At 65.6% G+C, this 24,902-nt stretch carries 18 protein-coding genes and 2 pseudogenes; 12 read left to right on the top strand and 8 right to left on the bottom strand.

Annotation, left to right across the window (positions count from 1 at the left end; all coding sequences use genetic code 11):
- The first annotated feature begins 266 nt into the window (after positions 1 to 266).
- From ACPDZI_RS02555 to ACPDZI_RS02530, 6 genes are all read left to right on the top strand, one after another.
- Positions 267 to 641, top strand: coding sequence for a YacL family protein (locus ACPDZI_RS02555; protein WP_011704605.1), 375 nt, complete (start codon positions 267 to 269; stop codon positions 639 to 641).
- Positions 642 to 704: 63 nt separating this feature from the next.
- On the top strand, positions 705 to 995 hold the full coding sequence (locus ACPDZI_RS02550; RefSeq protein WP_011704604.1) for a hypothetical protein: 291 nt from the start codon (positions 705 to 707) through the stop codon (positions 993 to 995).
- A gap of 163 nt (positions 996 to 1,158) precedes the next feature.
- Complete coding sequence (locus ACPDZI_RS02545; protein ID WP_438833948.1) at positions 1,159 to 1,989, top strand: CPBP family intramembrane glutamic endopeptidase; 831 nt, start codon at positions 1,159 to 1,161, stop codon at positions 1,987 to 1,989.
- A gap of 239 nt (positions 1,990 to 2,228) precedes the next feature.
- The gene (locus ACPDZI_RS02540; protein WP_041218181.1) at positions 2,229 to 3,788 is read left to right on the top strand and encodes a methyl-accepting chemotaxis protein; all 1,560 of its coding nucleotides are present in this window, start codon (positions 2,229 to 2,231) and stop codon (positions 3,786 to 3,788) included.
- Positions 3,789 to 3,995: 207 nt separating this feature from the next.
- On the top strand, positions 3,996 to 5,312 hold the full coding sequence (locus ACPDZI_RS02535; RefSeq protein WP_438834547.1) for a sphingomyelin phosphodiesterase: 1,317 nt from the start codon (positions 3,996 to 3,998) through the stop codon (positions 5,310 to 5,312).
- Positions 5,309 to 6,097, top strand: coding sequence for a hypothetical protein (locus ACPDZI_RS02530; RefSeq protein WP_438833947.1), 789 nt, complete (start codon positions 5,309 to 5,311; stop codon positions 6,095 to 6,097). Before ACPDZI_RS02535 ends, ACPDZI_RS02530 begins: the two co-directional genes overlap by 4 nt.
- A gap of 73 nt (positions 6,098 to 6,170) precedes the next feature.
- On the opposite strand, the gene ACPDZI_RS02525 is transcribed toward ACPDZI_RS02530, so the two are convergent.
- Both ACPDZI_RS02525 and ACPDZI_RS02520 read right to left on the bottom strand, forming a co-directional pair.
- A complete protein-coding gene (locus tag ACPDZI_RS02525) occupies positions 6,171 to 7,664 on the bottom strand; it encodes an alkaline phosphatase D family protein (protein WP_438833946.1) in 1,494 nt (497 codons plus the stop codon).
- A gap of 190 nt (positions 7,665 to 7,854) precedes the next feature.
- Entirely contained in the window at positions 7,855 to 9,075 is a 1,221-nt protein-coding gene (locus tag ACPDZI_RS02520) for a DEAD/DEAH box helicase (RefSeq protein ID WP_438833945.1), read from the bottom strand.
- Positions 9,076 to 9,233: 158 nt separating this feature from the next.
- Between ACPDZI_RS02520 and ACPDZI_RS02515 the strand changes: the two genes are divergently transcribed.
- Positions 9,234 to 10,052 carry a transporter substrate-binding domain-containing protein gene (locus ACPDZI_RS02515; RefSeq protein ID WP_146061720.1) on the top strand — a complete coding sequence of 273 codons (819 nt, stop codon included), beginning with the start codon at positions 9,234 to 9,236 and terminating at the stop codon, positions 10,050 to 10,052.
- A gap of 62 nt (positions 10,053 to 10,114) precedes the next feature.
- On the opposite strand, the gene tpx is transcribed toward ACPDZI_RS02515, so the two are convergent.
- Positions 10,115 to 10,615 (bottom strand): thiol peroxidase, encoded by a 501-nt coding sequence (gene tpx / locus ACPDZI_RS02510; protein WP_016349389.1) that lies wholly within the window; start codon positions 10,613 to 10,615, stop codon positions 10,115 to 10,117.
- A gap of 217 nt (positions 10,616 to 10,832) precedes the next feature.
- Between tpx and ACPDZI_RS02505 the strand changes: the two are divergent.
- A pseudogene (locus ACPDZI_RS02505) lies at positions 10,833 to 13,249 on the top strand (zinc/cadmium/mercury/lead-transporting ATPase).
- Between the two features lie 192 nt (positions 13,250 to 13,441).
- Here ACPDZI_RS02505 and pulA read toward each other — a convergent pair.
- On the bottom strand, positions 13,442 to 17,479 hold the full coding sequence (pulA, locus tag ACPDZI_RS02500) for a pullulanase-type alpha-1,6-glucosidase (protein ID WP_438833944.1): 4,038 nt from the start codon (positions 17,477 to 17,479) through the stop codon (positions 13,442 to 13,444).
- Positions 17,480 to 17,759: 280 nt separating this feature from the next.
- On the opposite strand from pulA, the gene ACPDZI_RS02495 reads away from it, so the two are divergent.
- A complete protein-coding gene (locus tag ACPDZI_RS02495; RefSeq protein WP_024944600.1) occupies positions 17,760 to 18,170 on the top strand; it encodes a hypothetical protein in 411 nt (136 codons plus the stop codon).
- 63 nt (positions 18,171 to 18,233) lie between these two features.
- Here ACPDZI_RS02495 and dmeF read toward each other — a convergent pair whose 3' ends face one another.
- Positions 18,234 to 19,193, bottom strand: coding sequence for a CDF family Co(II)/Ni(II) efflux transporter DmeF (gene dmeF, locus ACPDZI_RS02490; RefSeq protein ID WP_263680507.1), 960 nt, complete (start codon positions 19,191 to 19,193; stop codon positions 18,234 to 18,236).
- A gap of 71 nt (positions 19,194 to 19,264) precedes the next feature.
- Here dmeF and ACPDZI_RS02485 point away from each other — a divergent pair, with 71 nt between their 5' ends.
- The 3 genes and pseudogenes from ACPDZI_RS02485 to ACPDZI_RS02475 all read left to right on the top strand — a co-directional run bounded on the left by ACPDZI_RS02485 (position 19,265) and on the right by ACPDZI_RS02475 (position 21,889).
- The gene (locus ACPDZI_RS02485; RefSeq protein ID WP_005308614.1) at positions 19,265 to 19,540 is read left to right on the top strand and encodes a metal/formaldehyde-sensitive transcriptional repressor; all 276 of its coding nucleotides are present in this window, start codon (positions 19,265 to 19,267) and stop codon (positions 19,538 to 19,540) included.
- Between the two features lie 169 nt (positions 19,541 to 19,709).
- Positions 19,710 to 20,905 (top strand): annotated as a pseudogene (locus ACPDZI_RS02480) (aromatic amino acid transaminase).
- Between the two features lie 60 nt (positions 20,906 to 20,965).
- A complete protein-coding gene (locus ACPDZI_RS02475; protein WP_017408990.1) occupies positions 20,966 to 21,889 on the top strand; it encodes a LysR family transcriptional regulator in 924 nt (307 codons plus the stop codon).
- A 61-nt stretch (positions 21,890 to 21,950) separates the two neighbouring features.
- Here ACPDZI_RS02475 and ACPDZI_RS02470 read toward each other — a convergent pair whose 3' ends face one another.
- From ACPDZI_RS02470 to ACPDZI_RS02460, 3 genes are all read right to left on the bottom strand, one after another.
- A complete protein-coding gene (locus tag ACPDZI_RS02470; RefSeq protein WP_011704589.1) occupies positions 21,951 to 22,274 on the bottom strand; it encodes a DUF1820 family protein in 324 nt (107 codons plus the stop codon).
- Between the two features lie 192 nt (positions 22,275 to 22,466).
- On the bottom strand, positions 22,467 to 23,318 hold the full coding sequence (locus ACPDZI_RS02465; protein WP_429044996.1) for a YjjW family glycine radical enzyme activase: 852 nt from the start codon (positions 23,316 to 23,318) through the stop codon (positions 22,467 to 22,469).
- 37 nt (positions 23,319 to 23,355) lie between these two features.
- Complete coding sequence (locus tag ACPDZI_RS02460) at positions 23,356 to 24,882, bottom strand: YjjI family glycine radical enzyme (RefSeq protein ID WP_276844903.1); 1,527 nt, start codon at positions 24,880 to 24,882, stop codon at positions 23,356 to 23,358.
- Between the last annotated feature and the right edge of the window lie 20 nt (positions 24,883 to 24,902).

Raw genomic sequence — 24,902 nt, 5'->3', positions numbered from 1 at the left:
CTCGTCCATCATGTTGACCGAGCATGACAGGATCTTTATCGCCCGACTGACTCTCTGGCGCGCGAGGGTATCGTTTAGCTGCATCACATCTCCAAAGCGAGGGCCGAACCGGCCACAAAGCGCCGGTAGCGGGGCAAAGATGCCACATCTTCAAGACAAGCGAGGGGGGGCTCGCTAGAATAGGCCACTTTACGCTATATGCGCCCCGCCATGGAGCAGGATTTGCCCTGCCCATGACGACTCACCCTTCCGCTATGGACTGAACTATGGATTATGAATTTCGCCGCGATCCGTTCGGCGGTTATCGCGCCCGGTTCTCCATGGGCCATGAGGCCATCGGCCAGTGGCTGATCGACGAAGTAGGCAAGGACGAGGAGAAACTCGACGAGCTGTTCGCCATCATCGATCAGCTCTCCAGCCGGACTCGCGTCGAATACCGGCTGCTGGGCGGCGACTACTCCCTGCTGCTGACCCACGAGGAAGCCGAGGTGAAAGCCAACGTCCTCAATATCGAGCAGGATGAGGATCTCGACGATCTCGCCTACTACGATGATGAACAGCTGGCCATGTGCGGGCTGGAAGATTTTGCCCAGGTGCTCGGCTCCTGGCGCGCCTTTATCCGCAACGAGGATATGGGCTGATCGACCCCTCTGAAAAACGACATCGGGCAACCATGCCCCATTGCCTAACCAACAGGATTGACTATGTCTATTTACGATTTTGATGACGAGCTGCCGGAAGACGAGCAGGAACAACCGAAAAAAGCCGCCCCTGCCAAGAAGAAAGGCAAGCAGGTGCTGAACACTCAGGTCAACCTGAGCCCGCGCGATGCCAGCCGTCTGAACGGTATGCACGTCGAAGCCATCGCCACCCTGGACGACGTCAGCCTGCCGAAGAACGTCATCTTCAAGGCCGGCCTCATCGCCCTGGGCGAGCTGGAAGCCAGCAAGCGTGCCGACATCATTGCCCGGGTGATCGCCGAATCCGGCCGCTGAGACGCCTCGTCACCCTTGCCAAAACCGGAGCCCAGCTCCGGTTTTTTTATGGCCGTGCGCCCTGGCAACCACCCGAGCACGGGATCCGACCAGCTTATTAAGCCTTGTCTCATGGCATGTCCCATTGTTAAGGTGCGGGACTTTCATCGGCCTTGGAGACTCAATGTTACCTCTACCTGATTCACTCATCTGGGGAGCACTGGCGCTGGCCGTCTTGCTCTGTCTGGCCCGGCAACGACTGCCCGGCTTCATCATGCTGGCCGTCGCCCTGCTGGCGGCCCTCGGCCTCGGCCACCTGAGCCCAGTCGCCCTGCTGGCCAGCGCGGCGGGCCTGCTGCTGGCCTGGCGTACCCCCTCCCTGCCCCAGCCCTGGCGCGCCGTCGCCCTGGGCGCCGTGCTGCTGTGGGCGGTGGCGCTGATGCTGCACCTCATCCCCGGCTTCACCAACCTGAAGGTGCTGGACCAAGTGCAGGCCGGCCCCGCCAGCGTGCCGTTCAACATGTACCTCAACCTGGACAAGCCGCTGGTCTTCTTCGGCCTGCTGCTGGCCTGGCCCGCCCTGCTGGGCCCGGGCGGCGCCGTTCAGTGGCGCAGACTGGCACTGCTGCTGGTGCCGCTGGCAGCCCTGCTGATCGCCGCCTGGCTGCTGGGGGCCCTCAAGCCCGAGGTGGGCCTGCCCGGCTGGTGGTGGCTGTTTGCCCTCAACAACCTGCTGTTCACCTGCGTGGCGGAAGAGGCGCTGTTTCGCGGCTTCCTGCAGCAGGGGATCGCCGCACACAGCCGGCGCTGGCTTGGGGTGCTGGTGGCCAGCCTGCTGTTCGGCGCCGCCCACCTGGCCGGTGGCCCGCTGCTGGTGCTGTTCGCCGCACTGGCAGGCGCCTGCTATGGCCTGGCGTTCCTGCTGAGCGGGCGCCTCGGCGTCGCCATCGCGATCCACTTCCTGTTCAACTTCGCCCACCTGGCCCTCTTTACCTACCCGCTGGCCAGCCGCTGATCCTAGGCGCCCCCTGCGGGGCGCCTGCAACCTCCACTCCCCCTTGGTGCACACCAACACTCCCTTTGCCATCCGCCTGCACAGATGCACCTTTCATTTGCCCTATTTAGCTAAGCGAGAGTGGCGATTAATTGACCCAAGCCAAGATAGCGCGCTTGCTGCCCCCTAGAATGGGCCGGTAACAATCACAAAAAATAAAAACAAATCTATCAGTTACTTGGCTCAATCAGGATGCACTCATGACCACAACCCAACGGGAGGGGGAGATACGTTTCCCCGACCACCTGTCACTGATCTCGACGACCGACCCCGCCAGCCACATCACCTACGCCAACCAGCACTTCTGTGACGTGGCCGGTTATCACCCCGCCGAAATGGAGGGGGTACCCCACAATCTAGTACGCCACCCCGACATGCCCAAGGCCGCCTTTGCCGACATGTGGCAGCGATTGCGCCAGGGCAAAAGCTGGATGGGGCTGGTGAAGAACCGCGCCAAGAGCGGCAAGTTCTACTGGGTCAACGCCTATGTCACCCCCATCCTCAACGAGCAGCGACAGATCATCGAGTACCAGTCGGTGCGCACCCGCCCCAGCGAGCACGACATCGCCTGGGCGGAGCAGCTCTACGCCCGCATCCGGGCGGGCAAGGCGCTGCCCTGGCTGAGCCGGCTCGCCCTCGAACCTGGCCTGCTCACCCTGTTGCTGTCGGGCGGCGCCCTGCTCACCCTGCTGGCGGCCATCATCAGCGGCAATCCGCTGTGGGGAGCGCCAGGCGCACTGGCCCTGCTGGCCCAGATGCTGCACGGCTGGCGCCTGCAGCAACGGCTCAACCGGCTGGCCCATACGGCCGGCGAGGAGATGGGCACCCCGCTTTGCCAGGTGCTCTACACCAGACGGCGGGACACCCTGGCGGCCCTGGAGCTGGCGCTTCGCATGAAACGGGCCGAGCTCAAGGCGGTGGTGGGGCGCAGCGCCGACACCAACCAGCAGATCCTGCAGGCCGCCGAGGATGACAGGGGCAATATCCAGACCATCGACATCCACCTGCAGCAGCAGCGGGCCCAGAGCGAGCAGCTGGCCGCCGCCATCACCGAGCTCAGCCACTCCATTCGCGACGTGGCGAGCAACGCCCATCAGGCCAGCGAACTGGTGGGCGAGGTGCAGCAGGTCTCCGCCGAGGGGTTACGGGCGCTCGCCACCACCCAGTCCTCGGTCGATCAGCTCCATCACGAGCTCGACGCCAACCACGCAGTGCTGGCCCGGCTGACCGGCGACAGCCAGAAGATCAGCGGGATCCTGGAGGTGATCAGCCAGATCGCCGATCAGACCAACCTGCTCTCCCTCAACGCGGCCATCGAGGCGGCGCGGGCCGGTGAGCAGGGACGCGGTTTTGCGGTGGTGGCCGACGAGATCCGGGCGCTGGCCCAGAAGACCCGCAGCTCCACCGGCGAGATCAACGAGATGATCCAGGCGCTGCAGCAGACGACCCGTCAGCTGGCCGACGGCATGAGCCAGGGCGCCCAGACCTCGGACCGCTGCCAGCAGCACGTGGGGACCACCGCCGAGGTGCTCAACCAGATCAACCGCATGCTGGCCAGGGTCACCCATACCAGCGACGAGATTGCCCAGGCCGTCAGCCAGCAGGCGGATGTCACCAGCACCCTGGACAAGGGCATCCACCAGATCCATCAGCTGGCCAGCCACACCGCCGACAACAGCCGCCAGGCCCTCGACGGCATCACCCTGCTGGTGGAGCGGCTGCATGCCCTCTCCCGCCTGATCAACCAGTTCCAGCACTGACTGCCTTGCAAGGGCGTGCCGCCCGGCACGCCCGCTTCACCTCGTTCGCCTGACCTCCCCCGCCCCTTTGGCCGTTGCCAACCCCATGGGTTAACACCTCCCCATATGGGGCCTTTCATTTATTTGTAACAAAAATGTAAATGAAATGACCTCTGTGCCCGCCATAACAGTCACTTTCCAGCGTGCCTCCACCAGAAGGACTTCATGATGCACAAACCCCTCAGTTATGCCGCCCTGCTGCTGACCAGCCAGTTTCCGCTGCAGGCGCTGGCCGACACCGACGTCTACCTCACCAACAACAGCCCGGATCCGGTCCAGCTGGAGATCCGCCAGAGCGGCTCCGGCCAGCTGCAGGCCGGCAGCCAGTGGCTTCAGCACAGAACCGAGCTGGGCCCCTGGGAGAGCGCCATGGTGCTCAGTTTCAATCGCTACGAGGGGGTGAAGGCGGGCAAGAGCTATCTGTTCGAAACCCGGGTCACCACTCCCGGCGGCGACACCTATCGCCTCAACCAGAAGATGGAGGGCACCTGGTGGAACAGCACCCTGCAACACGGTGGCGAGACGCCGGCAGACAACTCCGGCTGGCAGAGCGATCGCGCCATTCACCGCCTGGACGGGCCGCAGGAGCTGGCCTTCGCCGCCAAGTTCACCGGCCGCTACGACGATCTGCACTACATGCTCACTCCGCCACAAAAGCGGGAGCAACCGGAACCGGCGGAGAGCAAGCTCAAGGTGGCCAGCTATAACGTCTGGGCGCTGCCGGTGATCGCCTCCAGCATCGGCGAGCGACTGGCGCTGCTGCCCGAGTACCTCAAGGGTTATGACGCCCTGCTGTTGCAGGAGGTGTTCGATGGCCGCCGCGAGGGCTTCCTGCAGGCACTGGCCAAGGAGTATCCGTACCAGACCAGGGTGCTCGACAAGCCGGGGGTCAACATCCACGACGGCGGCGTGGTAATCGTCAGCCGCTACCCCATAGTGCGCGAGGCCCAGCTGGTCTATCCCCAGTGCACCGGCACCGACTGCTTCGCCGACAAGGGGGTGATGTATGCGGAGGTGATCAAGGGGGGCAAGGCCTGGCACCTGTTTGCCACCCACACCGCCAGCTTCGACACCGACGAGGCGCGCCGGCTGCGCCAGATCCAGTTCGGCCAGATCCGCATCCTGGCCGCCAGTCTTAAGATCCCCGCCAGCGACACCGTCATCTACGGTGGCGACTTCAACGTCAACAAGCGCAAGTTTGCCGACGACTACGCCGGCATGCTGGCCAACCTCAACGCCGACGAGCCGGCCTACGGCGGCTACACCGAGGCCACCTTCGATCCCAGGATCAACCCCTATGCCGGCGGCCCGCTCTCCGGCGGTGCCAACGTGGAGTACCTCGACTATCTGGTGGTGAGCCGGGAATACGGCGCCGTGCGCCACAACCTCAACAGCGTCTGGATCCCGCGCAGCAGCGATGGCAGCCTCTGGCCCGCCAGCAACCTCTCCGATCACTTCCCGGTCAAGGGAGAGATCAGCCGATGAAGCGCCACTACGGCGTGCTGGCACTGGCTGTGCTGGCCTTGTTGCTGCTCAACCTAAGCTGGCAGGAGGTGCCAACGCGGCCGGCACACACCGGTCAGAGCGCTCAGCCAGCCGCTGCAGCGCCGCCGCAGACACAGCCGCCATTGACCCCCGCGACCGGCCCGGTTGCCGCCACCGCCGTGCCAGCCGGCCCAGCGCCTGCGCCTGCCAGCTGGCGCGACTTGCCGGACCAGATGAACCGGCAGCTCGCCAGCGAGGTGAGCGACAGCGAGCAGCCGCTGGCAGAGCGGCTGGCCAATCTGGAAACGATAGAGGCCCAATGGCTGAGCGAGGGGGAGAGCCTGTTTCGGCTGCAGGGGCGCTACGCCCTGGCACTCGAGCAGCTGGCGCAGGAGCACGAGCAACTGCCGCTGGCCGAGCGACTGGCTGCCCTCACCCGCTTGCAGGATGAGTGGGCGGCGGATCACCCGGATCTGGCGGCTGAGCTGTTCAACCCGGCCGCCCGCCTGCAGCAGGCGCGCCAGCTGTGGGGGGACGAGGAGCTGGCGACCCTGGCTCGCCACTTCCTGCCGGCCGGGCAGGCCGAAGCAACCGTGCAGTTTGCCGCCAGCCGACAGCAGCAGCTGGCGCAGCGCAGCCACTACCAGCAGCAGCTGACCGAGCTGGAGCAGCAGCTGGCGGCCAGCCGGGACAACATGGACGAGGCAAGTTGGCAGCAGCACAGGGAGGCGGTACTCGGCCAGTTTCGGCGCGACTTCTTCGCCCAGACGCCGGACCAGCCCTGAGCAGGCAACGGCCTGGGACATCTGATCCCCACAAGAAAAAGGGCCCGTCAGGGCCCTTCGCATTTTCCCGCCATCAGGCCAGCGGGTAGCTGGCCGCCAGCCCGTTCTCGCAGTGCCAGTTGGCCCACAGCTTGTTGTCGGTGCCCATCAGCAGGGTGGCGAAGTTGCGGGTACGCAGGTAGACGGGGGCGCCGAACGGCTTGATAAGCTCAGCGCGGATCAGCCGGTTCTCGTCGAGGTATTCGGCATCGTCATTGGTCATGGCGAGGATCCCCATCCACTGGAACTGGGTGGGACAAGGGTGGACGATACCGGAGGAGACCAGCTGGTGCACGTTGAGCACCCCGTCTCGCTTGTCCTGGATCACCCCGAGGCAGCCCACGTGCACGTCGCCGGAGAGGATCAGGGTCTTGCAGCCAGCATCCTGCTGGCGCCGGAGCTTGGCATTGTCCAGCAGCCGCATGATGAGGCGGGCCCGCTCCCCCTGATGATCCTTGGCTCGCCAATGATCCTTGAGATCGTCGGTCAGCTCCTCCTCCCAGGGGGTGGCATCCAGCGCCGCCTCGGTGAAGGAAAAGTCGCGATAGACCACGGGCACCCCCGCCAGCACCAGCAGGTGGCCCGCATCGCAGGCGGCCAGCGCGTCGTTGATCTGATCCCACTGGGACGGGCTCATCACCTGGGCGCGGGTCCGGTTGGCCCGGTTGTCCAGCGCCAGGATCTGGTAACCCCGAAAACTCAGCCGCCAGGAGTGGTGGCCCAGCTTGACCGGGTCCAACAGGGAGACGTTGGCAACGGAGCGCAGCTGGAACAGCCGGAAATAGCGGGACGCAGCGGCATAGATGGCCTTATAGACGTCGCAGCCCTGCAGATTGTCTGGCGACTCGGGATAGCTGCCCCAGCCATCGAAGATGTCGTGGTCATCCCACATCATGGCGCTCGGGATCCGGGCCAGCAGGCGCGCCACCTCGGGCCGCCCCCACTGCTTGCAGTAGAGATCGCAGTAGAAGCGATCGAGCTGCTCCTCCATGGTGCGAGTGGCCTTGCGTTTGATCTTCTCCGCCATGTCCAGCTCGTTCCAGGCCTTGAGGCTGGGTACCGTGGTCCAGAGGGAGTCGGCATAGACCTGATCGCCCCCCATCAGCAGCAACGAGAAGGGGTGCGTGGTGTGCTCGGCAGCCAGCTTGCCCCACATCACATAGGGCTGCGGGGTGGAGGTAAGCAGCTTGAAGTCGGAAAAACCGTTGCAGGAGGCGTACCCGATGCGCACCCGCTCCGCCGACCCAGGCAGATGAAACTTCCAGCGATCCTCACCGGCCAGATCCCGGGCGGGCTCCCCATCCAGCAGGATCTGGTACTCCACGCTCGAACCCGCCTCGGCCAGGGTCGCCGTCCAGCTGACCCGCCAGAAGCCGCCCCTGGGGGTATCCGCCTGCTTGCCGGCGGCCAGCAGGCTGCCGTTGATCCTGACCCCGGCGCCCTTGCAGTCAGGCCCCGCCAAAAAACAGATGCTGTATTGCGTCTCCGCTTCGAGCCCCAGCAGGGGCCCCATCACCAGACTCGCCATCGTCTATCCCTCCGTGGTTGAACCCATGGAGCATAGTAAAACGGGCGTCCTTTGGTACTGCCCAAGCGGGCAGTCCATCTTGGGTCAGGCTTGCCCTTGCCCTTGAACTGTTTGGCGCTGCGCTTGGCCTGGGTGTGGCGTTGTGATCACCTTGTTTGTCGCGAAATGGAGCAAGGCGGCAGCAATGACCTCAGCTCTTGCTCTTGAACTGTTTGGCGCTGCGTTTGGCCTGGGTGCGACGATTGGCCTGCTTGTCGCGGGGGGCGCGCTTGCCCTCCCCGCTGGCTGGCTGATCGGTGACCGGGAAGCCGGCGAGCGAAGCCAGCGGCAGCTCGCGGCCGGTGAGGGTGCGGATCGCCGCCAGGGTGTCGGCCTCGCCATGGCAGGTGAGCGAGATGGCGAGCCCGCTGCGTCCGGCCCGGGCGGTGCGGCCGATGCGGTGCACGTAGACGGGGGCGCTGGCGGGCAGATCCAGGTTGATTACCAACGGCAGCGCCTCCACGTGAATGCCGCGCGCCATCAGATCGGTGGCCACCAGCACTCGCACCTTGCCCGCCTTGAAGTCGCCGAGCGCCTGCTCGCGCACCGCCTGCTCCTTCTCGCCGTGCAGGGCCGCCACCGCAATGCCCGCCTTGGCCAGCTTGCGGGCCACCCCGTCTGCGTCGTCCCGTGCGCTGATGAAGACCAGCACCTGCGGCCACTCGTGGGCCTTGAGCAGGCTGATGAGCGCCGGCACCTTGCTGCTCTTGTTGACCAGATAGAGGCGCTCCTCGATGTCGTCGGCCACGCTGTTGCGGGGATCCGCCTCCACCCGCACCGGCTCGGTCAGCAGACCGGTCGCCAGCGCATCCAGCTCGGCAGGCAGGGTGGCCGAGAACAGCAGGGTCTGACGCTCGACCGGCATGGCATTCAGCAGCCACTGGATGTCGGGCCAGAAGCCCATCTCCAGCAGCCGATCCGCCTCGTCCAGCACCAGATGGCGCAGCTGGCTCAGACCCAGCAGTTGCTGGGCCAGCAGATCCCGCAGTCGCCCCGGGGTCGCCACCAGCAGTTGCGGCCCCAGCGCCAGTTCGGCCTGTTGCAGCTCTTGCGCCACCCCGCCGCACAGGGTCACCAGCCGCAGACCCAGCCCGGCGGCCGGCCCCTGCAACGCCTCGCTCACCTGCACCGCCAGCTCGCGGGTCGGCACCAGCACCAGCCCCTGCACCCGATCGCAGGCCGGATCGAGGCGCTGCAGCAGCGGCAGCCCGAACGCCAGGGTCTTGCCGCTGCCGGTGCGGGCCAGTGCCAGCAGATCCCGACCCGCCAGCGCGGCGGGAATGGCCAGTTGCTGCACCCGGGTCGGGCACTTGAGGTCGGCGGGCAGGGTCGCCAGCAGGGCGGGGGCGAGGGCTAGTTCATCAAAAGTCATGGGGCTACGCAGCTATCGACAGAATAGGGAGGTGGGGGCGAAGTCTAGTGAGCGGCGGACCATAAGTAAAATCCCATCCAGCGCGGCCAGCGGCCCGCCATGCGCAAAGCGGGCCTGACTACACTTCAGGGAACCTCCCCCGGGGACGTGACCAGACCATGACCAGACATCCCTCTCTGCTGCTGTTGCTGCTGCTTTGCCTGACGGGGCTGACCAGCCTCAGCCTCTCCCTCGCCGACACGGCTGCCGCTCCCGCCGCCAAACCGGTACGCATCCTCAACGCCCACCTCGGCGAGCTACCGGGGCTCATCAACGCCGACAAGACCGGCCCCTTCGTCGATCTGGTGCGCGCCATCGATGATCTCTACCCCGAGGTGAGCATCCGGATCACCATCTATCCCCTCGCCCGGGCCATGGCCGGGGTGATCGCCGGCACCGCCGACTTCAGCCTGCCCGCCATCCGCAATCTGCAGGATGCCGACCTGCTGCCCTATCGCTTCAGCACCCGCAGCTTCGGCAAGGTCACCCACGTGCTCTACAGCAATACCGACCACCTCATCACCCCCGACATGGCCTACGGCATAGTGCCCACCAAGCGGGATCTGCTGATCGAGGCGACCCCCGGCTTTCTGCCCATTCCGCTGCAACGGTCGATGAGCATAGAGCAGTCCCTGCGCAAGCTCGCGCGCGGGCGCATCGACGCCTTCATCTGGGCCCAGGAGGAGGCCGACCTGATGCTGCGCCAGCTCAAGCTGACCAACATTCACCGGGAACACCTGGGGGATTTCGAGGATGTCTTCATCATCGCCAAGGGGCCTGCCGGGGATGAAACGGATCGTTTCCTCGGCGAGGCGATCGACCGGCTCGCCGCTTCCGGCAAGCTGGCAGAGATCTACTCAAGGCTGCACCGCCCCTATGTCGAGTGGCAACCCCACCCCGAGCCACTACCCGCCAAAGACGTGACCAAAGCCCCCTGACTGTTCCATAAAAAAATCCCGCCGGGGCCATGCCCCGGCGGGATTTTTGTCAGTCTGCCTGCTTACAGTACGGCCAGGGCGGCAGCGTAGTTCGGCTCGTCGGCGACTTCAGCCACCAGCTCGCTGTGCAGCACCTTGTTCTCTTCATCCAGCACCACGATGGCACGGGCAGCCAGACCCACCAGCGGGCCGGAGGAGAAGGCCACGCCGTAGTCCTGCAGGAAGGCGGCACCACGCAGGGTGGAGAGGGTCACTACCTTGTCCAGCCCCTCGGCGCCGCAGAAGCGGGACTGGGCGAACGGCAGGTCGGCGGAGATGCACAGCACCACGGCGTTGTTCAGCGCGCTGGCCTGCTCGTTGAACTTGCGCACGGAAGTGGCGCAGGTAGGGGTATCAACGCTCGGGAAGATGTTCAGGATCTTGCGCTGGCCGGCGAAGCTCGCCAGGGTCAGATCGGAGAGATCCTTGGCCACCAGGGAGAACGGCTTGGCCTGCTCGCCAGCAACCGGGAAGTGACCGGCGACGGAAACGGGATTGCCTTGCAGGGTAACGGAATTGCTCATGTTATGTCCTTGATTATCGAGGGAGGATCAGGCCCTCCAGTATAGGCCTGCCGGGCGGGGACAAACACCCGCCAACCACAGGGATATCACCTCTGCCGGCAGCCTGTTGCGAGGAGCGGGAGAAAGGGGCTTGACCTTGGACTTAACACCAAGGTTTACACTCGGCTCAGTTATCGAAGATCTCGCACCGGCGGGATCCATCCAAGAGGAACTCATCATGAGCAAATCCTGCTGCAGCCATCAACACGCCGCTGCCCCCATCAAGGCCGTCAGCAAGAGCGCGGCCCCCCAGGCCGAGCACCAGCACGACAGCCACTGCTGCGACCAGGCCGCACCGGTCAGCTGCTGCGCGAGTCAGGCCCCCCATGACCATCAGGATCATGCCGCCAGCGACGCTCCCGAGGGGGAAGAGCCCCCCAGAGGGGGTTGCTGCGCCACTCCGCCGCCCGCCCATGCCCAGCATGCCCATGACGGGGAGCACGACCACCATGAGCATGCCGCCGTGGCAGAGCCTCCGCTGGATGCCCCCGAGCAGAACAGCCGCCGCCACAGCTGGCAGGTGCTGGGGATGGACTGCCCCAGCTGCGCCCGCAAGATAGAGACCGCCGTCAGCCGGGTGAGCGGCGTGCAACAGGCCCGCGTGCTGTTTGCCACCGAGAAGCTGGTGGTGGATCTGGCCCCCGGCCTCTCCCCCGATCCCGTTACCGCCGCCGTGCTGGCCGCCGGCTTCCAGCTCAAGGGCGAGCGCAGCGGCAAGCTGGAGTCCGGCCGCGAGCGCGGCCCGCTGCAGACCCTGCTCGCCAAGTATTGGCAACCGCTGTCGCTGGCCGGACTGATGCTGGTGGCGGCCCTGCTGCCGAGCCAGATTGGTCAGCCGCTGTTTACCCTGGCCACCCTCTGGGGGCTGTGGCCCATCTCCCGCAAGGCGTGGGCGCTGACCAAGAGCGGCTCCCCCTTCGCCATCGAGACCCTGATGACGGTCGCCGCCGTGGGCGCCCTGTTCCTCGGCGAAACCGCCGAAGCGGCCATGGTGCTGCTGCTGTTCATGCTGGGCGAACATCTGGAGGCCTACGCTGCCGGCCGCGCCCGCGCCGGGGTCACCGCCCTGATGGCGCTGGTGCCCGACAAGGCGCTGCGCATCCGCACCACTGCCGAGGGCGAAGTGCGGGAAGAAGTCGCTGCCGACCAGCTGCGCCCCGGTGACATCATCGAAATCGCCCCGGGCGCCCGCCTGGCCGCCGATGCCCGCCTGCTCGACGCCCTCGGCGCCTTTGACGAGAGCGCCCTGACCGGCGAATCCATCCCGGTGGAGCGCCGTCAGGGTGACAAGGTCCCCGCCGGCAGCCTGGCGGCGGATCGGGTGCTGCGCCTCGAGGTGGTGTCCGAACCCGGCAACAACGCCATCGACCGCATCCTGCATCTCATCGAGGAGGCCGAGACCCAGCGCGCCCCCATCGAGCGCTTCATCGACCGCTTCAGCCGCTGGTATACCCCGGCCATGATGCTGGTCGCCCTGCTGGTGGTGCTGGTACCGCCGCTCGCCTTCGGCCAGAGCTGGGACGAGTGGGTCTATCGCGGGCTGGCGCTGTTGCTGATCGGTTGCCCCTGCGCCCTGGTCATCTCCACCCCGGCGGCGGTCACCTCGGCGCTGGCGGCAGCCACCCGGCAGGGGGCCCTCATCAAGGGGGCGCCGCGCTGGAGCGCCTCGCCCACATCGATACCCTGGCCTTCGACAAGACCGGCACCCTGACCCTGGGCAAGCCGCAGCTGACCGAACTGGTGAGCCTCAATGGCCAGTCTGAGGCCGACCTGCTGGCACTGGCGGCGGCCATCGAGCAGGGCTCCCACCACCCGCTGGCCCGCGCCGTGGTGACGGCGGCCAGCGAACAGGGCCTCAGCCTCGCCGCGGCCCAGGCGCTGCGCGCCCTGCCCGGCATGGGCGTGGAAGGTCGCATCGACGGCACCCTCTGGCAGCTGCTGGCACCGAGCCGGGTCGCCACCCTGGATGCGGCGATGCAGGCCCGGGTCGCCACCCTGGAGCAGCAAGGCAAGACAGTGGTGGTGCTCGGTCAGCCTGACGCCGCCCCGGCCGCCCTGCTGGCCTTGCGGGATCAGATCCGGCCGGAAGCGGCTGCGGCGCTGCAAGAGCTCAACCAGCTCGGCCTGCAGAGCATCATGCTGACCGGCGACAACCCCCGCGCCGCCGAGGCCATCGCCGGTGAGCTCGGCATGGGCTGGCGCGCCGGCCTGCTGCCGGAGGGCAAGGTCGATGAAATCGCCAAGCTCGGCCTCAGCCAGAAAGTCGCGATGATCGGCGACGGCATCAACGACGCGCCGGCCATGAAGCGGGCCAGCATCGGCATCGCCATGGGAGGCGGGACCGACGTGGCGCTGGAGACCGCCGATGCGGCGCTGACCCACAACCAGCTCGGCGGGGTCGCCGCCATGATCCGGCTCTCCCGTGCGGCACTGGCCAACATCCACCAGAACATAGCGCTGGCGCTGGGGCTCAAGGCCATCTTCTTGGTCACCAGCCTGCTCGGCATCACCGGCCTGTGGATTGCGGTGCTGGCCGACACCGGCGCCACCGCGCTGGTCACCGCCAACGCCCTGCGCCTGCTGCGCAAGCGCTAAGCCGGCCGTTGACGGCACAACCAACAGCCGCCCCCAGTGGGCGGCTTTTTTATTGCCTCGCCCACAGCAAAGAAAAAGCGCGGCTGCCGGTCGGCAGTCGCGCTTTGCTTACTCTCTCGGAGTTATCCCACCCTTGGCGAGGTGGAATTCAACCCTGGGGTGCCGAGCCAGCCCCGGGCTCGATGGGAATGACTACTTGGCGCTGCACTCCTGGATCACAGCGGTACCGGCCTTGGTGCCGGCCGGGTCAACCTTCACCAGCACGCTCCACAAGCCCTGCGGCAAGGTGATGCTGTTGTTGGCGCTACCCGGCTGGGAGAAGCCGATGGCATAACCCGTCTCCGCCGTCACCGCACCGCCACCGTTGAGCAGGTACTCCTTGCTCCAGTCCTCGTTGGCCACCTTGAACTCGGTGCTACCGGTGTAGTTGAAGGCCGCCTGATAGATGGCCAGATCGCCGTCCATCCCCTTGTAGCTCAACTGGTACTGGGGCTGAGCGGCCCAGCCGGAGAGCTCGCCCTTGACGAACAGGTTGTAGCCGAGCGGATTGCCCGCCACCGTGTCCAGCACCTTGCAGCTCTGCACCGGCTCGGTGAAGCTGACGCTCAGGGTGGGCTTGTCCTTGTTCATGGCGGTAAACACGAACTTGTAGCTGCCCGCCTTGGCCAGATCGAGCCCGATGTTGCCGGTATCGCCACCCTTGCAAAGGGTCAGCGGGGTGCCGATCACCAGCTTGTCACCCGCATTGCAGCTGCCGTAGTTGAGGGGACCCCAGCTGGCATCCGCGATCTTGACGTTGGTGGTGCCCAGCTTGTCGCTGCTCACCTCGGTGGTGAACTCGTACATGAAGTTGCTGCTGAAGGTCATCTGGTTGGTGTTGCCCCACTCATTGAGGAACCCCTTCAGATAGACGGCGGTGTCACCGAACGGCGGTACCGTGCTCAGATCAGTCTTCTTGCCGACCGGCAGGCCAGTGCCCTGGGCACCGCTCTGCGGCTTGACGAACACCGCCGCCGACCAGGCACCCAGGGTCAGGGTACCGCCATTGACGGCCGCATCACGGGCGATGCTCTCGCCGCCGTGGTGGGCCGGGCTCAACTGCAGGCTGGTCAGGTCGATGGGCTGATCGTTGCCGTCACGGAAGTCGCTGATGCTCTGGGGAGCATTGGTGGCGTTGATCATCACCACCAAACCGTCGATGGCCGGATCCAGATCCGCCCCCGCATTGATGCCGTCATCCACCGTCATCACGATGAGGCCGGGCTCCTGATCCGGGCCGGTATTGCGGAAGTCGACCCGCTTGATCACCTCGGCACCGCTGCCCAGACGCAGCAGACGGGAGGATTGACGCAGCTCGGCCAGCTCCTGATAGAAGCCCACCATGGTCGCTATGTCGGCACCGCTCGGCTTGACGTGCTTGCCGAGTACTTTCTCGATCAGCGGATAGTTGTCGCCATCCTTGTCCTTGCGCGGCAGCCCCTTGTCGAAGTTGTTGTCGGCCAGGGTATAGTCGACCCGGTTGTACCAGTCACCCGAGTCGTAGCTGTCCCGTTCCATGGACTTGGAGCGCAGCAGCTCGACACCGGCGTGGGTGAAGGGAATGCCCTGCCCCAGCATGGCGGTGGCGAGCGATACCCCCTGCATCCGCACCAGATCGGCCCCTTGTGGCGCCTTGTAGATCAGGTTGTCGAACAGGGTCTGGTTGTCGTGCTTGTCGACGTAGTTCTGGATTTCGGTCGGATCCTGGGCATAGCCCGCCGGTTGACCGTTGTAGTCGATGTCGGAGCCCTTCTTCGGCATCCCGTCCTTGTCGGTCAGGATGAAGTCCTTGAGGTTGCCGGCCATGCCGAGGCGCACCAGATCGGCCTGATGCAGAGCAGTGGCGCGATCGACGCCGTCCATCTCGTTGGCATCCACCAGAGCGCCGTTGCCGAAGCCCTGGGTCTTGCGAATGGTGTCGCCGCCGTCGAACGGACTGCCGCCGCGCACCGCATCCCGCAGCCGGTCGGAGAAGGAACCGATGCCGGTGCCGGCCAGGTGTTTCTGGGTCGCCTGCACGAAGCGCTTGTCATCCTGCACCTCGCCGAAGTTCCAGCCCTCGCCGTAGAAGTACATCTCGGGGTTGACCTGCTTCACCGCGGCCAGCGCCTGCACCATCTGATCTTTCGGGTGGTGGCCCATCAAGTCGAAGCGGAAGGCATCGATCTTGTAGTCGCGCGCCCAGGTGACCAGGGAGTCATCCATCAGCTTGGCGAACATGGCGTGTTCCGGCGCCGTGTTGGAGCAGCAGGTGGAGTTCTCCACCGAGCCGGTCTCCGGATTGAGGCGCTGATAGTACCAGGGCACTATCTTGTCGAGCACCGACTTGGGCCCCAGGCCCGCCTCGTTGGTGTGGTTGTAGACCACGTCCATCACCACGTTCATGCCGATGTTCTGCTTGATGGCCTTGACCATTTCGCGGAACTCCAGGATGCGCTGGCTGCCCTCGGCGTTGGTGGCGTAGGAGCCTTCCGGGGTGGTGTAGTGGTAGGGGTCATAACCCCAGTTGAAGGAGTCGACACCGCGCAGATAGCCGTAAAGCTCCTGCACCTGCGGGTTCTCCTTGCTGTCGCTTCCTTGCAGATCGCCAAGCACGGCCTCGATGGTCTGGCCGCTGCTGCAGTAGCCGGCGAACTTGGAGTTCTGCACCTCGGGGTTGACCTGGCACAGCTTGCCGAAGTCGTCGCTGATGTTGGCGACCTTGGCCGGATCCTCGTTCACGGTGGCGATGTCGAACACCGGCAGCAGGTGCAGGTGGCTGACGCCGCTCTTGGCCAGCGCCTGCAGGTGCTTGACCGGCGCCGTGTCGGTATCGGTCAGGCCGAGGAACTTGCCGCGGTGCTCGGCCGGGGTAGAGTCGTCGTTGCCGGTCAGATCGCGGACATGGGCCTCATAGATGGTGATGTCGGCCGGGTTCTGCTGGCTGTGGGGCGCCTTCAGGCTGTCCCACCCTTCTGGCTTGAGGGCCGGATCATTGAGATCCACCACCTGGCTGAACTCGGAGTTCATCGCCAGGCTCAGGGAGTAGGGGTCGGTCACCTGATAGGATTCCAGCTTGCGGCTGACCGGGTGATAGACCTGGATGTCGTAGCGGTAGAACTTGCCCACCAGCTCGCTGCCGCCCTGCACGCTCCAGCTGCCGCTGGCCTCGTCCAGGGTCATGGTGCGCTCGCCGAGCGGCTTGTGCTGGCCGTCGAACAGCGCCAGCTTGACCGACCTGGCGGTCGGCGCCCACAGCCGGAAGGTGACATTGCCCCCCTCGACCACGGCGCCATAAGTCAGCTTGGTGGCCGCTTCGCTGTAGAGAGCATCGAGGGCGCCGGCGCTCTGCACCAGGGTCGCCCCCTGCAGAATACCGTCGGCATCGGTGCCGATGGCCACCAGCTCACCCTTGAGCAGCGGCTTGAGGTCCTTGCCAGCCGGCAGGGCGAAGGCGGCAGCATCTTTCAGATGCGGATACTTGGCCTGCTGCTCGGCGGTCAGGCTGGTCGGGGTAAGGGTGATATAGGGGAAGTCGAACACCCCTTCCGCGTTGGCCTTGATGGTGCCGGACTCGGTGTAATAGAGGCGGACATGGGGCTTGTCCTTGCCCCCTTGCCAGATCAGGGTGTTGCCGTCGATCAGGTGGGCACTGGCGCCCGCCACGCCGAAGGCGGCGGTGAAGGCCTCGGCGCGGCTGCCGAAGATCTCGTTCTTGCCGGCGACGATGGCCACGGTGCGGTCCGGGTGATCGCTGAAGACCACCTTCATGTCGCTGCCGGTCAGGTTGGCCAGATCGCCGTTGCGGGCGATGAAGTTGATGCAGCCTTCCAGCTTGCTGAGGGGCACCACCCAGCTCGGGCCGAAGCCGTCAGCCGCGGCCGGGGTGTTGACCTTGTCATCCCAGCCTGCGTTGAGGCCGCTCTCGGCGGTGGCGCTGCAGGCATCGTTGTTCCACAGGTGCAGGCTGTAGTTGGCGAAGGGGCCACTGACCCCGCGGGCCGCACTGGTCTGGGTATCCACCAGGGCGATCACCGCCTGATCGGGACCGGCCACCAGTTGCTCGGCAGGGGGTTGCACATTGGGCAGACGGGCGACGGGGCCGTCCGCGGGGTCAGGGGTGGAGGGGGAGGAGCTGTTGTCATTGCAGCCGGACAAAAGCGCGAGCAGTGAGGCTGTTACCAGCGCCACTTTGGTCTTTTTCATATCCATTTTTTATAATTCCCGCTGTAGTTAGTCTCGATATCCGAGTACCCGGTCATTGCCGAGCGGTGCCATATTAATCAGCAGAAATCGTTTCAAATGTGAGCAGAGGGGCAAAAAAGTTAACCGCTTTCAACAAGATAACGTTTTCATAACGAAAATCGGATCGGGCTCACAGACCTGCCGACCGATTCGGCACATACCTGCGGGCAGAGCCATGATGTCTGGAAAAATTGATTTCCGATCAAATGGATAAGTGGATGCGGCAAGAGAGAGGGAGCCACGAAAGATGAAGCGGATTGAGGAGCAGGCCAGGCGGCTGGACCTGGAGTATCAAGAGATTGCCCAGCTGTTTGACCAATTTTGTCAGCAGGCGGGGACGCTCGCCGAGCAGTACCACTTCTTCAACTGGCCGGATTATGAGGATACCCCGCCCCTCGCCCGCGCCTTCACCCTGCTGGGGGAGCCACGGGAGCTGCGGCTGCGCTGCCAACCGGGGGAGCGCGGCAGTTTGAGCGGGCTGATCCAGGTGTGCGGCGAGGAGGGCACCATCCACGCCAGCCTCGGCTTTCGGGCCGACGGCCACCTGCTGCTGGAATCGGGCCGGCTGCTGGACAACCCGCCCGAGCTGCTGCTCAAGCTGCTGCTCGGCGCCATCTGGCAGCACAAACCGGAGGATGTGCAGGGCCAGCCGCACTGAGCCAGAAAAACAGAAAGGGGCCTTGACCCCTTCCTGCTGTTGCATGCGACCAACCGGCCAGGATCAGGCGGCGCTCACCTCTATGGTGACGTGCACCAGCTCCTCGTGGATGGCGAGCCGGGCGCGGATCTCGCTGGCGGAAACCGGCGCCGCCATCAACAAAGAGAGCACGCAGGCGTACTGCTGCTGGCCCACCCGCCAGACGTGCAGATCGCGCACTTCGGCGTCCGGCAGCTCGGCGATCACCTCGCGGATCTCCGCCACCAGCGGCGCGTCCATCTCGGCATCCAGCAGCACCCGGCCGGAGTCGCGCAGCAGGCCCCAGGCCCACACCGCCACCAGCCCGGCCCCCACTATGCCCATCAGGGGATCCAGCCAGTCGGCCCCCCACAGCATGCCCCCCACCAGCGCCAGAATGGCCAGCACCGAGGTGGCCGCATCCGCCAGCACGTGGATGTAGGCGGCGCGCAGGTTGAGATCCTGATGGCCGTGATGCTGGCCATGATCGTGCGGGTGAGCGTGGTCGTGATGATCATGATGGTGGTCGTGACCGTGCCCATGGTGGTGGCCGTGATCATCCTTGAGCAGCCCGGCGCAGGCCAGGTTCACCAGCAGGCCGACGATGGCGATGACGATGGCCTGCTGGTAGTGGATCGGGCTGGGATCCAGCAGCCGGAATACCGACTCGAACAGCATCATGCCGGCCACCCCCACCAGCAAGAGGGCGCTGGTAAAGCCCCCCAGCACCTCGATCTTCCAGGTACCGAAGCTGAATCTGTGGTCGCGGGCGAAGTGGCGGGCGGCGCGGTAGGCCAGCACCGACAGGCCGAGCGCCAGCGCATGGGAGCTCATGTGCCAGCCGTCGGCCAGCAGCGCCATGGAGTTGTAGAACCAGCCGCCGCCGATCTCCGCCACCATCATGATGACGGTCAGCAGCACGGCCCAGCGGGTCTTCTGTTCGGCCAGCGGATTCCCTTCGTGGACGACGGGTTGGTGGCAGTGGGATGAGGCGAGGGATGACATGGATTTCTCCTGAGGACGATAATGCAATATACTATACCCCAGTATAGTTTTATTGATCGAGAGGATCCTGCATGTCACACACCATTCACGGCAAGAAGAAGCTGCTGGCGCGGGTGCGCCGCATCAAGGGGCAGGCAGGGGCACTGGAGAGCGCGCTGGAGCAGGAGAGCGACTGCGCAGCCATTTTGCAGCAGATCGCGGCCATTCGCGGCGCCGTCAACGGCCTGATGCTGGAGGTGCTGGAGGGCCACATGCGCGAGCACCTCGGCGCCGAAGAGGCGACCCCGGCCGAGCGGCTGGAGGATCTGGATCAGGTGGTGCGGGTATTGCGATCCTATCTGAAGTAAAGCCGGTGGATGGGGCCATGCGTAGCCCCGCATCATCCCGTTTACGGCTGGGCGGCGTCGGCCCCACGGCCCCCGCCCCTTTCAGACTTGAGCCCTCGCCGGCTTTACGCCATGATGACCGCCGATCATTGATCGCCATACCCTGGATTCCATTTCGCAAGGACCCCCCATGTTTGAACACGTCGATGCCTATGCTGGCGACCCCATCCTGACCCTGGTCGAGACCTTCCACAAAGACACCCGCGAGCAGAAGGTGAACCTGGGGATCGGCCTCTATTACGACGAGCAGGGCCGCATTCCGCTGCTGGCCTCGGTACAGCAGGCCGAAGCCCAGCGCGCCGCCGCCCCGGCCCCGCGCCCCTACCAGCCGATGGAAGGCGCCGCCAACTACCGCACCGCGGTACAACACCTGCTGTTTGGCGCCGACCATGAAGCGGTCAAGGCGGGTCGCATCGCCACCATCCAGACCATCGGCGGCTCGGGCGCCCTGAAGATCGGCGCCGATCTGCTCAAGCGCTACTTCCCGACCTCCGAGGTGTGGGTCAGCAATCCCACCTGGGACAACCACAAGGCGATGTTCGAGGGCGCCGGCATCAAGGTGCACGACTACCCCTACTACGATGCAGCCACCGGCGGCGTGCAGTTTGACGCCATGATCGACTGCCTGAGCAGCCTGCCGGCGAAAAGCATCGTGCTGCTGCACCCCTGCTGCCACAACCCGACCGGGGTGGATCTCTCCCGTGCCCAGTGGGATCAGGTGATCGCGCTGGTGGTCGAGAAGAATCTCATTCCTTTCATGGACATCGCCTATCAGGGCTTCGGCGACGGGCTGGAAGAGGATGCCTACGCCATTCGCGCCATGGTGGCCGCCGGCGTCAGCTTCTTCGTCAGCAACTCCTTCTCCAAGAACCTCTCCTTCTACGGCGAGCGCTGTGGCGGTCTGTCGGTCATCTGCCAGGATGCCGAAGAGGCGAGCCGGGTGCTGGGCCAGATGAAGGCCACCGTGCGCCGCAACTACTCCAGCCCCCCACCCACGGCGGCCAGATCACTGCTGCGGTGATGAACGATGCCAGCCTGCACGCCCTCTGGGTCGATGAAGTGACCGAGATGCGCACCCGCATCAAGGCGATGCGCGAGAAGCTGTTCGAGGTGCTGAGCGCCAAGGTGCCGGGCCGTGACTTCAGCTACTTCATCAACCAGCGCGGCATGTTCAGCTACACCGGCTTCACCCCGGAGCAGGTGGATCGCCTGCGCGAGGAGTTCGCCGTCTACCTGGTGCGCTCAGGTCGCATGTGCGTAGCAGGCCTCAACAGCCGCAATGTCGACTACGTGGCGGACGCCATGGCCGCCGTGCTCAAGGGCTGATCCCCGCAAGCCCCGCTCAGGCGGGGCTTTTTGTTTGTCCCGTTTGCTTGTGGAACCGTTATGGATCTCATTGCCCTCTCCCGCCTCGGCGGTCGTCATCTGGTTACCCTGCACCTGCTGCTCGACAGCCAGAGCGTCACCCGCACCGCCGAGCGGCTCTGCACCACCCCCTCCACCGTCAGCAAGACCCTCAACCAGCTGCGGGATCTGCTCGGCGATCAGCTGCTCTACCGCCAGGGCAACCAGCTGTTGCTGACCCCGTTCGCCGAGCGGCTCGGCCCTACCCTGCACCGGCTGCTGAGCGAGCTGAACGGCCTCACCGGCCAGGGCGGGTTCGATCCCGCCAGCTGGCAGGGGCAGCTGAAATTCGCCCTGCGCGAGAGCGGCATGGTCTGGCCCATGGGGCCCATCCTGGCGCAGCTGATGCGCGAGGTGCCGGGCCTGGTGCCCGACATTCGCAACAAGGATGAGCAGGGGTTGGCGGCGCTGGCGGCGGGCAAGCTGGACTTCGTGATCCTGCCCCACGATCAGAGCCAGCCTCTGCCCCGCCAGCAAGGGCTGGTGTGGGAGACTCTGCGCGAGGACAAGCTGGTCTGCCTGCTGCGCGCGGATCACCCGGCGCTGGCGCGATCCTGGGATCTCGATGCCTACCTGAGCTGGCGCCATATCGCCATTCGCGATCAGGAGCTGGCCAACCCCTTCTTCGAACAGAGCCTGGCCCAGTTGCAGGTGCGCCGGCAGATCGCCGCCATCCTGCCGGATTTTGGCAGTGCGGCAGCCCTGCTGCGCCAGAGCGATCTGATCCTCACCGCCATCGGTGGCTGGGCCGAGCAGGCGGCCCCCCACGCTCTGGTGAGCAGGCCGGTTCCCTTCGATTACGGCGCCGTCACCCACAGCCTGGTGTGGTACGGCCCGGCCGGAGAAGAGCCGGCCCGGCGCTGGTTCCGCCAGCGCATCCTGCAACTGGCCCGCGAGCTAGGATGAGGACGACCATGCCCGGCACACGCTGGCCGGGCACCATACGCCGGCCCGGACATGGCGGGTGTCAGGGTTTCTTGGTGTAGATGGGGCTGGGGAAGGGAGAGACGTTGTTGCCCAGTTCGGTGATGCGGGCGGCCCCCTGCTTGCGCACCTGATCGACCCGCAGCACGTGGTGCATGGGGATCATGGTGCGATTGACGTCGGCAAATTCACTCTTCAACTTCTCGTGGCTGGGGTCGACGATGAGCGCCGTGTGGTTGTCCCACACGAAGTTGGCGATCTCGATGAAGCCGAACAGCTGACCCTGGCTCACTTCCCTGACATAGACTTCGTAACGCTCGTTGTGACAAATGAACTGCACTCGATATAAGGCGTTGGATTCACTCATGTTCGTCTGTTGATGGTGGGCGATTGACCCATTCTAGCCGCCACCTCGCAGAGCTCAAATAGACAGCAATCACAGTTACGTCATCTCAAGACTCAGGCAGCAAAAAAGCCACGCCGAACCGCTCGGTTCGCCGTCCAATCTTGCCTTGTAGTATCAAATCCCTTTGCGATCAGTTGATTAGCATCCGGCTACTCAGAGCAGTGGCGGCAGGCTGACCGGGCCGAGCCCGGCCACCGCCAGCGCAGCGGCCAGTTGCTCCAGCTCCTCACGCGTCGCCTCTGGCCAGTCCTGCACCGCCCCGCGCACCCCGTGATGGCGAAAACCGTTGAGGCGGATGGGAACGGACCCAAGGGCGCGCAAGAAGGTGGCGAGCCCGCCCTCCAGCGTGCCGTCGGCGGCGAGATAATCGCTCTGCCCCGGCACCTGCAGCAGGCGCACCTCCGCCAGCTTGCCCGCCTGCGCCAGCAGTTGCAGCGAGGCCAGCACCCGCTCGCGGCCATAGCCGGTCAGCTTATGATGCACAGAGTCGCGCCACCCCTTGAGATCGATCATGGCGCCGTCCAGCACCGGCAGCAGCCGCTGCCAGCCAGCCTCGGCGAGTGAACCGTTGCTGTCGAGCAGGCAGTCGAGATGGGCCAGATCCGCCGCCCCCTTGATGGCGGTGAACAGCGCGATCACGAACGGCAGCTGGGTGGTAGCCTCACCGCCGGAGACGGTAATGCCGGTCAGCAGCGGGCCGTAGCGGCGTAGCAGGGCCAGCACCTCGGCCACCGTCATGGTGGCGGTCTTGGGGCTGGCGCTGCGGGGGCAGGCATCGAGACAGGCATCGCAGTCGGTGCAGCGTGCCGCCTGCCAGCTCACCCGCCCCTCGTGCAGGGTCAGCGCCCCGCTCGGGCAGCCGGGCACGCATTCACCGCAGTGATCGCAGAGGCCGATGGTGTGCGGGTTATGACAGCCGGGGCAGGCGAAGTTGCAGCCCTGCAGAAACAGCACCAACCGGTTGCCGGGGCCGTCCACGCAGGAGAAGGGCAGCCAGCGGCTCACCGTCGCGCTGCGCGCCGCCCCTGCCCGCCTGCCGCACTCAGTAGTCACACAGGGTCGCCTCGCGCCCCACCACCCGCGGTGCACGCTGGCGGATCCCGGTCAGCTCGCTCGCCTCGGCGCCGAGGCTGGTGGTCTGCAGCCGTGAGCCTTCTGCCGCGAAGCGGGCCACGTCGCTCTTGCGGATCATGTAGCCGGTCACCCGCACCAGGTCGCTGTCGGCCACGTTGGCGGTGAACTCGCGCATGCCGATGGCGAGCGCCCCCTTGCAGAGTTGCAGCAGCGCTTGCGGGTTCTGGCGGATGGTGGGATCCAGGGTGAGGATCTCGCTGATCCCGGAGTGATAGAAGCCGTGGTGGGGTGCCAGTGCCAGCACGTGGCTGGCGGGATCCGGCTCCTCGCCATAGGGGATGCGTACCCCGGGGGTCACCCCGCGATCCACGCTGAGCCCGCCCTGGGAGTGGAGCAGGGCGCGACCGCCCCAGGCGTTGCGCTGCGGCGTTTCGCTCACGTGGCGGGCGAGCTGGGCCGAGATACGGTAGCCCAGCTGGTTCGCCTCCTCGTCACGGCCGTAGCGCTCCGGCAGATTCTCCTTGTCCATCAGAAGGTTGACCGCCTCGGCCATGCCGTAGATGCCGAACATGGGCACAAAGCGATCCTCTTCCAGCAGCCCCTCCTGCACCAGGAAGCTGTCGAAGAAGCCGGACTCCTGGTGCAGGAAGGCGGCACGTGCCTCGATCAGGCGGGAGGCGAGGCGGCAGTAGTGGGGCAACAGGCAGCCCAGGAAGTCGTCGATGCCGTGGGCCTGCTCGGCCACCCGCTTGAGGGAGACTCGCACCAGGGTGTTGGCGCCACCCGCCTGGGGCAAGGCGTTGTAGCAGCTGACGATGCCGAAGCCGCGCTCATCGAAGGTGTTGCGATGCAGCGGGTAGTTGGCGATGTGAGGCTTGCTGCAGGCCGCGATGTTCTTCACCCCCTGCAGCAGCAGGCTGTCCGGGGTCTGTGCCGGATCGTGGAACAGGGTGAGGTTAGGGGCCACCTGCTTGAGATCGCCGTCGATGCGCAGGATCAGGCGGCAGAGCCGGTTGTCATCCGGGCCTATGTTCACGTGCATGAAGGCATCCGGCAGCACCCGGTCCAGGTAGATCCAGAACCCCTTCAGCTTGCGATAGAGCGCCTCGTCATCCAGCTCGCCGACGAAGGGCAGCAGCAGGTGGTCGAGTCGGCCCAGCCAGACCGGCATGCCGGTGACGGAGGGCACGTGGTGGTAGAGGATGCGCAGAGCATCGAGCGCCTCGTCGAAATCCTGCGGCGGTGCCAGTTCCAGCCAGGCCGAGCCCTGGCGCAGGAACTTCTCGTAATCCGGCAGCACATAGCGCGGCTTGTAGGGGGCGTGCCCCTCGAACATGTCGCAGACAAAGCCCTTGGCCATCGCCTCGCTCACCTCGGCGGGCAGCTCAGGATAGGGCAGCGCATTCTCGGCGGCCAGCGCCAGGGCATGGCTCTTCTGGGCCGGTGACAGCAGGGGATCGCGCACGATGCGCTGGCAGGTTTCGGTGAAGGACATGGCTCGCTCCTCGACGAATG

This window comes from Aeromonas oralensis, from assembly GCF_049665575.1.
Lineage (GTDB): Bacteria > Pseudomonadota > Gammaproteobacteria > Enterobacterales > Aeromonadaceae > Aeromonas > Aeromonas hydrophila.
Note: the sequence above shows the minus strand (reverse complement) of the source record. Positions and strands in the feature narration are given on the sequence as shown.

Excerpts from the sequence above, each read along its gene's own strand:
- ACPDZI_RS02555 (WP_011704605.1), top strand. The coding sequence starts at position 267 with ATGGATTATGAATTTCGCCGCGATCCGTTCGGCGGTTATCGCGCCCGG.
- ACPDZI_RS02550 (WP_011704604.1), top strand. The coding sequence starts at position 705 with ATGTCTATTTACGATTTTGATGACGAGCTGCCGGAAGACGAGCAGGAA.
- ACPDZI_RS02545 (WP_438833948.1), top strand. The coding sequence starts at position 1,159 with ATGTTACCTCTACCTGATTCACTCATCTGGGGAGCACTGGCGCTGGCC.
- ACPDZI_RS02540 (WP_041218181.1), top strand. The coding sequence starts at position 2,229 with ATGACCACAACCCAACGGGAGGGGGAGATACGTTTCCCCGACCACCTG.
- ACPDZI_RS02535 (WP_438834547.1), top strand. The coding sequence starts at position 3,996 with ATGCACAAACCCCTCAGTTATGCCGCCCTGCTGCTGACCAGCCAGTTT.
- ACPDZI_RS02530 (WP_438833947.1), top strand. The coding sequence starts at position 5,309 with ATGAAGCGCCACTACGGCGTGCTGGCACTGGCTGTGCTGGCCTTGTTG.
- ACPDZI_RS02525 (WP_438833946.1), bottom strand. The coding sequence starts at position 7,664 with ATGGCGAGTCTGGTGATGGGGCCCCTGCTGGGGCTCGAAGCGGAGACG.
- ACPDZI_RS02520 (WP_438833945.1), bottom strand. The coding sequence starts at position 9,075 with ATGACTTTTGATGAACTAGCCCTCGCCCCCGCCCTGCTGGCGACCCTG.
- ACPDZI_RS02515 (WP_146061720.1), top strand. The coding sequence starts at position 9,234 with ATGACCAGACATCCCTCTCTGCTGCTGTTGCTGCTGCTTTGCCTGACG.
- tpx (WP_016349389.1), bottom strand. The coding sequence starts at position 10,615 with ATGAGCAATTCCGTTACCCTGCAAGGCAATCCCGTTTCCGTCGCCGGT.
- pulA (WP_438833944.1), bottom strand. The coding sequence starts at position 17,479 with ATGGATATGAAAAAGACCAAAGTGGCGCTGGTAACAGCCTCACTGCTC.
- ACPDZI_RS02495 (WP_024944600.1), top strand. The coding sequence starts at position 17,760 with ATGAAGCGGATTGAGGAGCAGGCCAGGCGGCTGGACCTGGAGTATCAA.
- dmeF (WP_263680507.1), bottom strand. The coding sequence starts at position 19,193 with ATGTCATCCCTCGCCTCATCCCACTGCCACCAACCCGTCGTCCACGAA.
- ACPDZI_RS02485 (WP_005308614.1), top strand. The coding sequence starts at position 19,265 with ATGTCACACACCATTCACGGCAAGAAGAAGCTGCTGGCGCGGGTGCGC.
- ACPDZI_RS02475 (WP_017408990.1), top strand. The coding sequence starts at position 20,966 with ATGGATCTCATTGCCCTCTCCCGCCTCGGCGGTCGTCATCTGGTTACC.
- ACPDZI_RS02470 (WP_011704589.1), bottom strand. The coding sequence starts at position 22,274 with ATGAGTGAATCCAACGCCTTATATCGAGTGCAGTTCATTTGTCACAAC.
- ACPDZI_RS02460 (WP_276844903.1), bottom strand. The coding sequence starts at position 24,882 with ATGTCCTTCACCGAAACCTGCCAGCGCATCGTGCGCGATCCCCTGCTG.